This is a genomic window from Candidatus Kapaibacterium sp., from assembly GCA_023957315.1.
Lineage (GTDB): Bacteria > Bacteroidota > Ignavibacteria > Kapaibacteriales > UBA2268 > PGYU01.
On the sequence record JAMLHE010000008.1, the window covers coordinates 149,704 to 164,037 of the forward strand.

The 14,334-nt window shown below is 37.3% G+C and carries 11 protein-coding genes and 1 tRNA gene; 4 read left to right on the forward strand and 8 right to left on the reverse strand.

Features of this window, described 5'->3' with window-relative positions:
• Positions 1 to 271 precede the first annotated feature (271 nt).
• The 5 genes from M9949_10190 to M9949_10210 all read right to left on the reverse strand — a co-directional run bounded on the left by M9949_10190 (position 272) and on the right by M9949_10210 (position 6,957).
• Positions 272 to 1,324 carry a hypothetical protein gene (locus M9949_10190; GenBank protein MCO5251774.1) on the reverse strand — a complete coding sequence of 351 codons (1,053 nt, stop codon included), beginning with the start codon at positions 1,322 to 1,324 and terminating at the stop codon, positions 272 to 274.
• A 60-nt stretch (positions 1,325 to 1,384) separates the two neighbouring features.
• On the reverse strand, positions 1,385 to 2,053 hold the full coding sequence (locus tag M9949_10195) for a hypothetical protein (GenBank protein MCO5251775.1): 669 nt from the start codon (positions 2,051 to 2,053) through the stop codon (positions 1,385 to 1,387).
• 135 nt (positions 2,054 to 2,188) lie between these two features.
• Complete coding sequence (locus tag M9949_10200; GenBank protein MCO5251776.1) at positions 2,189 to 3,394, reverse strand: hypothetical protein; 1,206 nt, start codon at positions 3,392 to 3,394, stop codon at positions 2,189 to 2,191.
• 10 nt (positions 3,395 to 3,404) lie between these two features.
• The gene (locus M9949_10205; GenBank protein ID MCO5251777.1) at positions 3,405 to 3,968 is read right to left on the reverse strand and encodes an RNA polymerase sigma factor; all 564 of its coding nucleotides are present in this window, start codon (positions 3,966 to 3,968) and stop codon (positions 3,405 to 3,407) included.
• A gap of 370 nt (positions 3,969 to 4,338) precedes the next feature.
• The gene (locus tag M9949_10210) at positions 4,339 to 6,957 is read right to left on the reverse strand and encodes a T9SS type A sorting domain-containing protein (GenBank protein MCO5251778.1); all 2,619 of its coding nucleotides are present in this window, start codon (positions 6,955 to 6,957) and stop codon (positions 4,339 to 4,341) included.
• 143 nt (positions 6,958 to 7,100) lie between these two features.
• Between M9949_10210 and M9949_10215 the strand changes: the two genes are divergently transcribed.
• From M9949_10215 to pth, 3 genes are all read left to right on the forward strand, one after another.
• Positions 7,101 to 7,652, forward strand: coding sequence for a hypothetical protein (locus M9949_10215; GenBank protein ID MCO5251779.1), 552 nt, complete (start codon positions 7,101 to 7,103; stop codon positions 7,650 to 7,652).
• Between the two features lie 100 nt (positions 7,653 to 7,752).
• On the forward strand, positions 7,753 to 8,094 hold the full coding sequence (locus tag M9949_10220) for a rhodanese-like domain-containing protein (protein ID MCO5251780.1): 342 nt from the start codon (positions 7,753 to 7,755) through the stop codon (positions 8,092 to 8,094).
• Positions 8,091 to 10,766 carry an aminoacyl-tRNA hydrolase gene (gene pth, locus M9949_10225; GenBank protein MCO5251781.1) on the forward strand — a complete coding sequence of 892 codons (2,676 nt, stop codon included), beginning with the start codon at positions 8,091 to 8,093 and terminating at the stop codon, positions 10,764 to 10,766. The genes M9949_10220 and pth overlap by 4 nt, the downstream gene beginning before the upstream one ends.
• A gap of 122 nt (positions 10,767 to 10,888) precedes the next feature.
• Here pth and M9949_10230 read toward each other — a convergent pair whose 3' ends face one another.
• Both M9949_10230 and M9949_10235 read right to left on the reverse strand, forming a co-directional pair.
• Entirely contained in the window at positions 10,889 to 12,334 is a 1,446-nt protein-coding gene (locus M9949_10230) for a hypothetical protein (protein ID MCO5251782.1), read from the reverse strand.
• A gap of 3 nt (positions 12,335 to 12,337) precedes the next feature.
• Positions 12,338 to 13,456 (reverse strand): hypothetical protein, encoded by a 1,119-nt coding sequence (locus M9949_10235; protein ID MCO5251783.1) that lies wholly within the window; start codon positions 13,454 to 13,456, stop codon positions 12,338 to 12,340.
• Between the two features lie 124 nt (positions 13,457 to 13,580).
• Between M9949_10235 and M9949_10240 the strand changes: the two genes are divergently transcribed.
• Positions 13,581 to 13,664 (forward strand) — tRNA-Leu (locus M9949_10240).
• 39 nt (positions 13,665 to 13,703) lie between these two features.
• On the opposite strand, the gene M9949_10245 is transcribed toward M9949_10240, so the two are convergent.
• A complete protein-coding gene (locus M9949_10245; GenBank protein MCO5251784.1) occupies positions 13,704 to 14,330 on the reverse strand; it encodes a hypothetical protein in 627 nt (208 codons plus the stop codon).
• Positions 14,331 to 14,334: the final 4 nt, after the last annotated feature.

Below are 14,334 nucleotides of genomic sequence, written 5' to 3' on the forward strand. Positions count from 1 at the left end.
GCAAATCTGAGGGAGTCATCGGATGAATTGCTATGTAGTCTGAACTATGATTTGCATGATTTTTGTGATTAATGTGATTTAACTCAATATAAAATCATAATAATCAATTTAATCAAAATAATCATAGTTCAGACAAAAATCATAGTTCAGACAAAGCCTTACCACTTCACAAATTTCTCTATATTATCACCTATTTTGATGAAGCCTGCGGGCAAATGCTTTGTATTCATCCGATGACCGTAGTCATCGGATAATTGATTTAATAAAAATGCTACTCTATACAAGTACCTTCAATTAATATATTATAAAAGCACTTATTTAGGTCTGAATATATTATCATAACTGTGGTGGAAAATTCACCTAATTTGTCGGGAGTGACTTTTATTTCAATTGATTGTGTTTGTCCGGGTTTGAGCGATGCATTGAGCCATTCATGCATCGAAGGTTTAAACTTTCCAAAGCTGATTATTTCGGTTGCCGGAATAATTGCAATCCCTTTTAATTTGAAGCTATTATTTGTTGTGTTTATGATTTCTTTTGAAATTGTTACAAGGCTATCTTTACGAATTTCACCTAAGTTGATATACTCATCAAATACACAGGATTTATCCTCTTGTTCTTCATTTATAAATTGAACTAATTCGTAATTTTCGCCAATCATTTTGGAATATGGCTTGATGTATGATGATACTAATCCGAAATCCGGAACGTAATGTTCATCACCAAGATGAAGTTGTGTTATCATTTTTTCTTTATTTATTGCGAAAACATCGTATTTAATTGTTTCATATTCTTGACCATTTGACAATTTAATAGAAGCTGATTGGGCAGTTTTCCCTATACTACCAAAATCTTCAGCAAGTGTATCGCCGTTTGAATCTGATATTACAAAGTGTTTTTCCATTACATAAAATAATTTATTTTGGTAGGGATATTCAGCCCAAAGAAATGATTTATTTTCGCATTGTTCGCATCGCACCCATAGACCTTTTTCGGTATTTGTCATCAAAACATTTTCTTTTTTAGAAATTAATGGGAAATATACCTCGAACCATATGCCGTCGTCTAAAGTAAGTTCGCTTATCACTACAATCGAATCAGCCCTTTTTCTAAACACAAGTTCGTTTTCATTAAGTTCATCAACTGTGTAGAGCCATTTATTCCCTACTTTCAAAGGCAAAATCACTCCTGTTTCTTGGTTTTCAAGAACTTTTGCGTAAGTTACAGCTGTTTTCTTGATATTGTCATCAGAATCAACAATATCTCCGCAGGAAACTACAAACAACAAAGTTAAAAGGGCAAGCAAATTAATAGACTTTTTCATCTTTCTCTCAAATTTAAAATTTAATATTTATTTATACTTAAACAACAATTTCACAAAAACTTAAACACCGAACATAAAATCAAAACCAAATATAAATGTAGTCAATTTCCATCCTAAATCATTCATAAGATTAGTTGAGTAAAAATTATATAAGACAATGGGACATATTTCTAAACTCTTCAACTTGATTTTATACTGAAATCCAATTGTTGCTCCTATATTAAAACTTGAAATTTCTTCGACATTATCATTTTGATAAATAAGTATAGTCCTATGATTATTAATATATTTTTTATCAACACCGGTAAATTGTCCTTGAATCGGTAATATGAAATCATCGGTTGCAATCACATCTTTCCTGATGAAGTAATTGATTTTTGTACCTGCCAATATAGAAACATCTTCAAAAATATAATATGCATACAATAAATCCACAGAGAAACTATTCAAGGTAAAGTCATTTCGATATCTAAAGGTTTTTGTAATTGTTGAATCAATTAATTCTTCCGGCATGCTCTCTGTTCTATAATTGTTAGTATAATTATAATCGCTTTGGAAACTGTAAGAGTTGTACGAAAAACGGAATTGGAAGGCATCTTTTGCAGTTTCGGATGGCTGGAATTCTGCTACAAAACCAAATAGAATAGACTTGCCCCAATCACTTAACTTGTCAGGTGCAATCATATTTCCCTCAGCCCAAGAGAAATTTGCATTGTCTGAATTATGCATGAAATGATTCATTCCAACCGTTAGACCTAAATTAACATCTTGAGAAAAAGAATCCTGTACTTGAAATATGTAAAACGTAATAAAAACAAAAATGGTAGCAAACTTTTTCATAATTCATACTCTCATTTTATACATTTATAATTTAAAATTAATACCATAAGAAATGCCAACTTTTTCCGATGTATTCGTTCTCGTCTGATGTTTGTAGTATAATCCGGCAAAGTCCACAGCGCATAATATTGAAAGTTCGGGAATAATATAATATTCAACACCTAATGAACCCCGAAATACTAAGCCATAATAATTAGCTGATAAATTATTTTGTGCAAAGATTTTTAATGCTTCAGTATTATAAAAGGAGTATCTTACAAGTGCACCATAACTCGTCAAGTTCGGTTGCTGCTCAAATATGAAATCCTGTCGGAGAGCGTCCGTGCTCAAATATTTAACGTAAAAAGTTTCATGTCGGACTTCGCCGCCAATTTTCCAATTTTCAGATAAATCATATAATAATGACACCGACATATTATGAAATTTTGATATTTCACTCGGATAGATAGACTCTTTCGGGAGATTCCAGTATGATGAGTTTTTCACTTCGATGGATAAGCCCCAATCTTTAAAATCGAAATTGGAAATCGGGAGAATGTCTGCATTCACCATATTCATAGCTTCAAAATCAGCTGACTTTAGCAAATCAAGACTTTCGTGATTAGAGACATACAGAGAACGATTTATTTCGGGTGCAACATTCAAAGCCGCTTTGGGTGCATTATTCTCCAATAAAGCCATGTCGTTTTGCGAATCTTCAGTATTGATGATAGCTTTCGGCTTAATCTTTTTAACTTTTGGCACCTCTCGTTCGTCGCTGAATGAAGTCATTTCGGGATACGTTTTGTCGGATTTAGTAAATTGAATATGCCTATTATTTATGGTATATTGATTTTTATTTTGTTCGTCAGTTCTCTTGCTATCACTCAGCAAATACATAATTGCAGCACCCAAAATAAGCCCCAAAACTGTGAACCCGATGCTTCCAAGCGTAGATTTCATGAACTTACTCATTACACTACCAGTTGCAACTTTAGCAGCAGTCGTGGTAGCCATAGGGACATAAGTTAATCCTGCTTGATTGAACAGTTTTGAAGTCACGCCGATAGGCACAGCCGAGTCAGTTACATAAGCTTCTGAAGCACGATTTAATTTAAGCGCCGCTTGAAATTCATTTTGCAATTCGATATTATCATTGAGCGCCGCAAAAAGGGTCGAGCTCTCGATTTCGTTCGCCTCCCCGTCAATCACAAGATAAATCAAATCATTATATTTTATATTTTCATTCATAATTTTTCTCCTACTTTCCTTCTTCAAGCATTGGCGACAAAATTTCTCTCAGTTTCGATTTCGCCCTTACAACTCGATTTCTGACAGTTGTGAGTGGAACCTCTGTTAGTGTAGCAATTTCGCTGTATGTTAGTCCTTGGTAAGCCTGCAAAATGAACGCTTCTTTATGTTCTTCGGGAAGCAAATCCAGTGCTGCGTCTATCATCTGAGTCAGTTCCTTCACCTCGAAATTTCTCTCAGTGAAATAAGCATGGTAATCGTCAAATTCGACAAGTAATTTATTGTTGTTTCTCTTGAAATTTAGCGATAGATTTCGGGCGGTTCGGAGCAGATAACCCTGCACATTGCCGATGACAATTTTGCTCTCGATACTTCGAATAAGTTGCATAAATGTGTCTTGGAAAATGTCTTCGGCATAAGTACCATCACCAAAAATCTTTCGGCAATACAAGTACAGTTTGTTGCAATGGCGATTGTACAGCTCCGAAAATGCACCCGACTTCTCAGGCTCAGGCTCGCTTGCCGTGATACTAATCAATTCTTCGTCGTTATATCGTTTGTAATTTTTCATCATCGTTCTCAATTGCAAAGACACATTTTTTTTGTGTTTGTTTCACTATGATAAATTAATTTATTCATCCGATGACTTGCCCTATTCATATGCATTGAATTTATTAAATTTGTGGCACATATGAGTGGGAGTCATCGGATGAATTATTACACAAGAAATTCAAGTTCATTCTTGTCTGAACTATGATTTTCTTGATTTAGGTGATTAATGTGATTGTCTGAACTATGATTTTCTTGATTATTGTGATTAATATAATTGTCTGAACTATGATTTACATGATTTTCGTGATTAATATGATTCAAATAATTCAAACATTAAATTATCAAATCAAAAAAATCAAATTAATCATATAAATCATAGTTCTGACGAAAAATCATCGCACCACCATAAACTTTTGTGTATAATTGCCAATTTTGATGATATATAAGCCAATGGGTAAATGGGAGACATTGATTTTTTGGGCAGACATTGCATGCAGTGTTTCTAAAGATATTACTTCAATTCCCAACACATCATAAATCTGCACTTTTATATCTGTGTTTTCAACCCTACGGTTAACCGTAGGGTTGCCGCCGTTTAGATGGATTGTTAAGAAGTCATCTGCCGGGTTTGGCGTAATGCTGAATGATGGCGTTTGCATAGATTCTACGCTTGTGCCGTCGGTGCCGGAGCCCGACAAATTATATACTAAGCTTGACTTGAATTGGTCATTTGTCGAAATTCGTATTTGAGCAGTCTTGGGACCAACAGATTGCGGAGTGAATTTAATTTTGATAATTAGCGAATCGCCTAATTCCAAATTATACGGGAAATCACTTCCATTGCCGATTATCTCGCTTACTTCGAATTTTTTATTATCAGCAAAAAATAAGGATAAATCGTTTATAATTACACCTGCATTATTTTCGGGCTTCAAAACTAAATCAATAATTTTGCTTTCGCCGACACCAACTGATGCGAATTCAATTTTATCGCCAATTATTGAAGAAATTACAGTCGGCTTATTTGCAACTATGAATTCATGAATTATAAAATCTCCGAAATCAACTGCGAATGTACGAATAGTGGCACCGTCACGCGTAAATTTCAGAGCTCCGTTATTCAAACCTAATTGGCTGTTATAAAACCAGAATCCGAGCCCGTAACCGGCAGGATTACGAATAATAAACCTATAATTCCCTTCAGGTAAGTTGACTGTATCAAGGTAACGTGTGCTGTTTTGCGTTGAGGCTCTTTCGCTAACAATGTTGAAATTCGCATCATAAATAGCCCAATTATATGGCGAGCTAATGCCTAAAACTTCAGAATTATTCGTAGTCAAATCAACAACGAATTTGCTCGGATAAATATTTGTATTTTTCGTGAAAAAGGCTTTCCCGATATTGTTCGATGCGTAATCATCAGGATTGCCGTTGACTTCAATAATTTCGGCGATGAATAAATTAGGCGAACTTGCGTGCAGCCAGTTATTATAAGGCAAATAGAGTGTGGCTACTTCGCCGAAATTTAATAGATCTGATTCCCCAAATTCATGAGTATATTCTGCCAAATTATCAGGATTGTTGCCATATTTGATTTTAATAGTGGAAATCGGGTTTTTGCCTGTATTTTTAATTTGAATGATGGGATTTGTCGTAATCGGATTTTGACGCAAGTGCATTTGTTCATTTGTTGGGGCTATGATGCCTTCCAATCTGGCGTCAGTTTCAAAATTATGGTCGCCGTAAGTCACAAGGTATGATGACAAAACCCAAACAGGTGCTCGATTACTGCCGGGATTCCAAGGAGTATTATAGAATTCCATATCATAATCGATTGAAGCTGTGCTGCCCGACGTTATGTAAGGTGTAATTTCGTATTCGTGAGGCACGACCTCTGCTCCCGGACACCAATTTGTGCGGTCTATAATCCAAGTGCCACCTTGCGGGAAAACCGGAATGATTCCGCAATCACGCCAAATCCATTGCGAATGAGTCTGCACATTATTCACTTTGACATACGCTTCTTTTCGGCAAAATTCTGCACAATTATCACTGTTACCACCAAATCCGTGTCCGGTTTGGATGACGATTAATTTTGCACCCTTCTCTTCATTTGAAAACGTATAATCAAAAGCAGGAACTTTCGATTCAAAATTTCCGTCATACACTGCACTAATATATTGTAAATATGTGTGTCGGTTGATTATATTTCGTGGTGGAGTGCCCTCGATGAAGCTGAAAGTCAGTTGCAAATCCTCTTGGTCATTTTGGTCAAACGGGTCTCCCCAACCGCCATTGGGCGAAGAAAGGTGCACTCTGCCGGCTATCATATCTTTCAAATCGCTAACGTCCAATGTCCAAGTAAAACCTGCACCCAAGTTTAAGCCATTGCCGTAAGGCGTGATGAATCTCATCAATTCATAACGTTCTCTAATTGTGACATTGTCATTGAAATACACACGTTTTTTAGCTAACGTTATCACCGAATCAGCCGCGACAAGAGTGGAATCAGTTGCTTTGCCGTTTTCATCCCATTCATAATTATCATAATACAAATTCCAAACAATCATCGAATCTACTGCCTTAGTCGGTGTTTCCGAATCAATATCGTAAAAATATAGCACTGTGGAATTCTTGGCAGTTTTTTTGGTTTCCCACACGCCATCTACCTGAATTCTCTCATAGTTCCAAGCAGTATCATTCACGAAGGAATAAGTTGCAGGTGAGCCGCCGTTGACTCGGAATGAGGGAGCATAATAATGACTGACGAAAACATTCGAAATGTAATCCCACTCGCCGCATGGCTTACCGGGTGGGCATCTAAGAGTGAAATGGAGCAAAATTCTCTGGAATTCTTCGTCAATCGAAGGGAAATCGTACCATCCCTCTCTGCGGTCTTGAAATTCGATTGTGCGGACTTTGACTGTGTCGCCATCAGCGGAAAATGCTGCCATACTGCCAAACAACAAGTATGCAACAACAAAAGCTACTAAAATTTTTACAATTTTCATGTTTTTCTCAATATGTCAAATTTAAAAATCTAATTTAATAATAATACACTAAAATACAAAGAGTCACAACAATTTTAAATGAATATCATGAGATAAACGTTAAAAAGTGAGTTTATGTTATTTAAAACAAATTTGAGTTATACATGTTGAAAGTAGAAGACACAATACTCTTTAGCGGTGGTGCCAATGGTGCCGAAGAAGAGTTTGGCAGAATAGCCGAAAAATATGGAATCGACGAAGTGAATTTTTCATTCGAAGGGCACGAAATCGCCCGTACGCGTGGAATTAGAATTTTGAATCATGAAGAATTGAAGCAAGGCGATATCAGTATGACATATGCTTCGCGCTTGATGAACCGAAAATACCCTGAAACTCAGCTTTTCCGTAAGATTTTGCAAACGATTTGGTATCAAATCAACAAGGGTCAGGAAGTTTTCGTAATCGGGAAAATCCAAAATGATAAGACTGTCAAAGGTGGCACCGGATGGGGCGCTGAATTTGCCAAAATTTGCAATAAGCCTCTTTACGTTTTTGACCAAGAGCAAAATCGTTGGTTCAAATGGAATCGTGAAAATTGGATAAATGTCACCGACCCGGTCATTACAAATGCACATTTTACCGGAACAGGCACCAGACTGCTTAAAGACAATGGCAAAAAAGCTATTGAAGAATTATTTGCAAGATCATTTGCATAATTGACCAAAATTCCGTATATTGAAGTAATCTATATGCAATATTGTAGATTACTTTTTTTTATTTGTGTTGATTTTCATTTTTATATGGGATGGTTTTTAAGTGTACAAGAAAATTTTACAAAAGAAAGCTTACAAAAAAATAACAGCTGACGATTTGAAATTCGTAATGGAAAATGACGAACCGCCTTTGTTAGTTGACGTTTGCGAAGAATGGGAATTCCATCGCAATCATATTGAAGGAGCTGTAAATATACCGTTATCCATAATTGATACATTTGTTCATGAAATAACAACAAAGTATCCTGAATATAATGAAATAGTCGTGTATTGCACTTTCGGTGTTCGTAGCAAAACCGCAGCAACGATTCTGAACAAGCACGGCTTCAAAAACGTCTATTCGCTAATTGGGGGAAGTACGTCTTATTTTCGTTCACAACAATGACGAAAACTAAGTGGCTTATCGTTGGTTTAGGCAATCCCGGTTCAAAGTACCAATTAACTCGGCATAACATCGGAATGCGAGTAGTAGAATCCTTTACATCAAAATGCAAGTCTGAATTCAAATTCGGACCGGATTGCGAATTTGCAGAATTCAAATATGCAGGTCAGGAAGTATATACTTGCCTACCAACGACTTATATGAACAATTCGGGAATCGCAGTCAAAAAAATGCTGAATAAATATGGCATTTCACCCGAGAATGTTGTGATTTGCGTGGATGAATACAATTTCCAAGTTGGTAGAATTCATCTCAAATCAGCGGGTAGCGATGGTGGACATAATGGGATTGCATCGGTAATCGAGCATATAAACGCAAGCAATTTTATTCGATTGAGGCTTGGAATTGGCAAAGACTTCGGTCCCGGCGGAATGTCGGACTACGTCTTATCGCATTTTTATCCAAACGAAGATGAGACTGTCAATGATATGATTAATGACGGTGTCAAGGCATTGGAAATGGTCTTGAAAATCGGATTCGCGCGTGCGATGTCGGATGTTAACGCTCACCAATCCAAGAAATTTGACTCAAAATCGAAAAAGCAAAGCTCTCCTAAAGGTGATAAAACTAATAATAAATCATTTCCTCTGGCAAATAAAATATCACACAAAAGCACGGTTCACGGGGTTGAAATCATTGATGATTACTTCTGGATGAGACGCAAAGAAGACCCCAATGTCATAAAATATCTCAAAGCCGAGAATAAGTACGCCGAACAAAAGATGAAGGATACGAGTGAACTTCAAGAGAAGATTTACAATGAAATCATTTCCAGAATCCAAGAGACTGATTTATCTGTACCGGTCAAGCGGGACGATTATTACTATTATTCAAGGACGGTTCAAGGCTTGCAATACCCAATTTATTGCCGTCGAAAAGGCTCAATGGATGCTCCCGAGCAAGTCATTCTTGACCATAATCAATTAGCCGAAGGCAAGCAATATTTACAAATTGGTTCGATTGCAGTCAGCCCGAATCATGAAATCGCAGCATATTCAACAGATTCAGAGGGTTACGAATCTTATTCAATTAATTTCAAGGTAATTGATACTGATGATATTTTGTCTGATAAAATTGAAAATGCCTCCGATAATATTGAATGGGCTAACGATAACAAAACTTTATTTTATTCGACATTAAATGATATTCAACAAGCCGACAAAGTATGGAAGCATGTTTTGGGCGATTCGATAGATTCGGATAAATTAATTTACCATGAATTAGACAATGCTTATTTTTTGAGTATTGAAAAAACTAAAGATAAATCTACAATCTTGATAACATTGATGAGCAAGGACGAATCAGAAGTTTGGGTTATTCCGTTGAATGAAGCAGACACATTCCCACAATTAATTCGTGCTCGTGAACCGAATATTCAATATTATTTAGAATCATATTTGGATGATTATCTCATCGTTACTAATGATGAGGCGCTGAATTTTAAAATAGTAAAAGCTCCGAAAAGCCAAGCTCAAAAAGAGAATTGGGTTGATTTCCTGCCCTATGATGATAATATCAGAATCACCAATATAGAGCCGTTCAAAGATTATTTGGTGATAAATGAACGTTCCGGAGGTTTGAGCCAAATACGAATATTGAATATGCTCAGCTCTGAGCAGCATTATATTCAATTCCCGGATGAGACCTATTCATGCGACTCGAACGATTTGCCTGATTTTAATTCCGACACAATGCGATTCACATATAGTTCATTTATTACGCCAAAAACTGTTTTTGATTATGATATGCGAGAGCGGCAGCTCACCTTGCTTAAACAAACTACTGTTTTGGGCAATTACGACAAAAAAGATTATATCACGAAAAGATTATTCGCAAAGGCGCTAGATGGAGCGATTATTCCAATTTCAATCGTTCATCGAAGCAATATTGAATTTACCGGCAATAATCCCACATTGCTCGTCGGATATGGCTCATACGGCATTACGAATGACCCAAGCTTTTCCCATACCTACTTATCTTTGCTCGAACGAGGCTTTGTGATAGCGATTGCCCATATTCGCGGTGGTGGCGAAAACGGCGAGCAGTGGTATTTAGACGGGAAAATGATGAAAAAACGAAACACATTTACGGATTTCATTACTTGCTCCGAATATTTAATTAATGAAAAATATACAAGTCCTGATAAATTAATTATCAAGGGTGGAAGTGCAGGAGGCTTGTTAATTGGTGCTGTTCTGAATTTACGCCCGGAATTATTCAAAAGTGCGCTGGCAATAGTGCCTTTTGTTGATGTGCTGAATACTATGCTTGATGCCACAATTCCATTGACAGTGGCGGAATATAGCGAATGGGGCAATCCTGAGCAAAAAGATTATTTTGATTATATTTCATCATATTCGCCATATGACAATGTCAAGAAAACCGATTATCCGAATATATTAATCAGAGCCGGATTAAATGACCCGCGTGTCCATTATTGGGAACCAGCAAAATGGAATGCTAAATTAAAAGAATTTAAAACTGATAATAATTTATTATTATTGGTTACTGAAATGGATTCGGGGCATGGTGGCTCTTCGGGACGCTATTCCAAATTTAAGGAAATTGCTTTTGATTATGCTTTTATATTGAAAACACTTGGAATTTCTGAATAAGAATTTGATAATTAAATTATTATTATTATTATTAATTAGGGATTATATGTATAAATTAAATAAATAAAAGCTGCTAATAATTAATATTAGCAGCTTTTTTAATTTTTTAGTGAATCGAAATATTAAAATCTGTAAGCCATTCCAAACATTATATTTAAGGGGCTTTTTGTCAGTACATATCTTGAATATTGTTGCATTTGGTGAGGTGAAGCATAAGTAGTACGCAACTCCGAATAATCGACCCAACGCATTACTCCATCAATTCTGATATTTTTACCAACAAATACACTACCGCCTATTGCAAAATTTTCGACTCCGGCATTTGGAATGTCTTGGTGATATGGCGATGTTGTCTTAGCATAACTTGCACGAATCATACCGGGGAAAATAGGTATCTGGTACTCAGCACCAAGTCCCCAAGTTGTTTGACCGACCAAATCAAGAATAATATTATTATTCAAAGCCATAACATTTGGCAAAGCGTCGCTAAATTCCATTTGAGTAACGTCAGTATATTCGACACCTGCTGAGAACGTCAAGCCAAGAGTATTGACCGATAGTCCCGCTGCATAAACAAATGGAGTACGAAGATTATATGAACTTTCGCCATCATATTCGTAAAAACGGGATTGTTCGTTCCGATAGTTTGCAGTATATTTCGCTGTAAACTCTTCCTCGAATTGATACCAAGTCGGGAATTTAATCGTCGCTCCAAATCTCAAAAATTCTTCGAGGCGAGCCATAATATTAACAGAACCGGTTATTCCGGAAACTTTCTGGTTGAGAGTTTCATATGTTTGCAAATTATCAAATACATAGCCACCTACATTTGTATTAGCATATTTGCCGGTAGCGTCTCGTTCGTTGAACTCACGAGTATAACCATAGTTGCCCCATTTTCCCGCAATGCTGAACGCTAAAGCCACAAATTCGTTGACATCATAAGCGAAAGCTGCAGTTACATTGTGCAAGCCTCCCTTTTCGGTAACCATAGCTGATTGCGAAAGACTATCTCTAAAAGGTGTAGAAAAGGAAGTCTGACTACCATTCTGCATTTCATCAGCCAAATAAAGTTGGTATGCCCAGTTATCATCAGCATTTCCGGGACCAAAGTCCACTTCGGATGCAATCATCGAATAATGATTATTCACACCCGTGAATCTGAAAGTATTGGCAAAGTCATCTTCCAAAAAGTATCCTATGCCGATTGCTCCATTCCGCTTTTCGGCACCGAATTGAAAAGATGAAACAAGCGCCGCATTTGTGATTGATTCTACATTAGTCTTGAGCATATTATTAAAATTCAAATAATCTGTTTCGCTATTGTTTCTGGTAAAACCAAGCCCAACATTGAGTTCTGATTTGCCGATTAGCGTTAAGCCTGCTGCATTGAAAAGCATAGCCGAAGCATCATCGGAGATACCGTAGAATGCTACGTTCAAACCTGCCGACCTTGGCGAGACAATTGCATTGCTTTTCGCATATCTTAATGCGTCTTCAACAAATTGGGCATTAGATGCCACGTTTGCACAAATTAGGCAAACCATTAAAGTTATAATTTTTTTCATATTTTACCTCGTTCTTTGACCTGAACCACTTCCACTACTTGAACCTGACCTTGACGAGCCACTTGAACTACCTCTTCCACTTGAACTTCCTGAACTCGAACCGCTACTCGAAGGAGTGCTTCTGACTGAACCCGATGATGATGCCGGAGCACTACTGCCCGAGCTACTTGGTTGAGCGTCACGATATACCGGAGCAGATTCAGAAGGTCTTGTCGAGCTTCTCGTTGGTGATGGCTGTGTCTCGCCTACATTGCGGATTACACCACCGCCACTTGTTCTGGTCGGTTCTGATGCAGGACGTGATTCAGTTTCGACTACTCTGAAAACATTCCCCGAGTTACCCGAACTACGGGTTTGAGTACCGGACGGACGTACAGAATTTGAAGAGCCTGACGAACGTACCGAATTTGGCGAGCTTGAAGGAGTTTCAGTTCTGTTATAATCGCTACTGCTACTCGATCTGATCGGCGAACTTGTACCACTCACTCTTTGAGCAGAGCCGGTTGAAACCCTTTCGGATTGTCCCGATGGACGTGGAGCAGATTGACCTGTAACATTGCGGTCGTCATAAGTATAAGAACCCCTATTTGCACCGAAGGAACGATAAGTGTCGCGTTTGTTAGGTTTTGTGTTTGAATATGCATAAACCGGTTGTGAGTACCAGCCTCTGCTATACCAAGGAGCCCAAGGGTCCCAGTATCTGCCGTGATAAGGATGATAATCGTACCAAGGACTATACCAGCCACATCCCCAATATCCGGAAGATAAATGGTAATGGCGTCTGCTATAATGATGTGTAGATACCCAACCATAGTGGTTAGACCACCAAGGCACAATAACAGGAACATAAACAGTTTGGTTGTAATTATAATCATTGCGTCTCAAATCCTCGGAACGCACAGCTACTTCCTGAACGGGAGCTCCACCGCCGGCAGCCATAGGATTAGTCCATGCCTGAGCAGGAGCAACAGCAGTCTGTTGCGGAGCCGGAGCGGGTGCCTCTTCTACTTGCTTAGGATTGTTCGTATAACCAAAATAGTTATCCGATGAGTTCGTAGTGGAACAACCCACTGCGATGAATGCCATTAAGGCGATTGACAATATTAAATTATATGTTTTCATAATATACCTCCATAAGTAGATAACGCAACAAAACAAATTTAGTTTCAAAAAAGGGTAAAAATCGCAAAAGAAAAATATCATTTTGCTATTCTAAAATTTCTCCTTATATTTGTATTCTTTTTTCGCTCGGATGGCGGAACCGGTAGACGCACAGGACTTAAAATCCTGTGGGCATTAGCCCGTGAGGGTTCAAGTCCCTCTCCGAGTACAGAGTTTGTCGCAAGGCAAACTCTTTTTTTTTTATGAATTATTGCTTTATATGCCATGGTTTCACTAGCTCTTTCCGCAGTAATCCTAACATAAATCCAAAACCAAGTCCGTAGAAAACTCTGTCTTTGTTGATTTGAATCATGAGAGTAATAGTCGGTCCAAAAATTGTAGATGTAGCAAATTCAATTTTTGGGTTGATGATTAGGCTAACTGTTTTGTACTCATAATAATCCCATTTATAATTTGAACCAATAATACCATCACCGGTTCCTTGATAGTTTGTAGGTTCGTTAATTGTTGTATAACCCAGTCCAACAGAAATATTTGCCCTAGTGGTTCCTTTAACATTCATTTTGTATATTTTTCCAACAGTAATTTGATAATTTGATAGATAGTCAAAAGGACCCCCTAATCCTAATATGAAAAAACCTATTAAGCCGGGACTGTAATCCTCCGGTGTAGATGAAGCAGGGCTCACATTACCGGAATATCCTATTTTAAGTGCATACAGTTCTTGGTAAACGTAATTTAGGTTGAAATCTACTCCAACATAATTCCCAAAGTTCAATTCACTTGTTAGATATATTGCATGATTATCTTTGAATTGAGCATTTGCAGTATCAACGCTGATGAAAAATATTAATAGCAAGATTGCGTGTTTCATAAAC

What these genes read in the sequence shown, in the direction of transcription:
- M9949_10210 (MCO5251778.1), bottom strand. Translation starts at nt 6,957, where the DNA reads ATGAAAATTGTAAAAATTTTAGTAGCTTTTGTTGTTGCATACTTGTTG.
- pth (MCO5251781.1), top strand. Translation starts at nt 8,091, where the DNA reads ATGACGAAAACTAAGTGGCTTATCGTTGGTTTAGGCAATCCCGGTTCA.
- M9949_10205 (MCO5251777.1), bottom strand. Translation starts at nt 3,968, where the DNA reads ATGATGAAAAATTACAAACGATATAACGACGAAGAATTGATTAGTATC.
- M9949_10230 (MCO5251782.1), bottom strand. Translation starts at nt 12,334, where the DNA reads ATGAAAAAAATTATAACTTTAATGGTTTGCCTAATTTGTGCAAACGTG.
- M9949_10245 (MCO5251784.1), bottom strand. Translation starts at nt 14,330, where the DNA reads ATGAAACACGCAATCTTGCTATTAATATTTTTCATCAGCGTTGATACT.
- M9949_10200 (MCO5251776.1), bottom strand. Translation starts at nt 3,394, where the DNA reads ATGAATGAAAATATAAAATATAATGATTTGATTTATCTTGTGATTGAC.
- M9949_10235 (MCO5251783.1), bottom strand. Translation starts at nt 13,456, where the DNA reads ATGAAAACATATAATTTAATATTGTCAATCGCCTTAATGGCATTCATC.
- M9949_10190 (MCO5251774.1), bottom strand. Translation starts at nt 1,324, where the DNA reads ATGAAAAAGTCTATTAATTTGCTTGCCCTTTTAACTTTGTTGTTTGTA.
- M9949_10215 (MCO5251779.1), top strand. Translation starts at nt 7,101, where the DNA reads ATGTTGAAAGTAGAAGACACAATACTCTTTAGCGGTGGTGCCAATGGT.
- M9949_10195 (MCO5251775.1), bottom strand. Translation starts at nt 2,053, where the DNA reads ATGCATAATTCAGACAATGCAAATTTCTCTTGGGCTGAGGGAAATATG.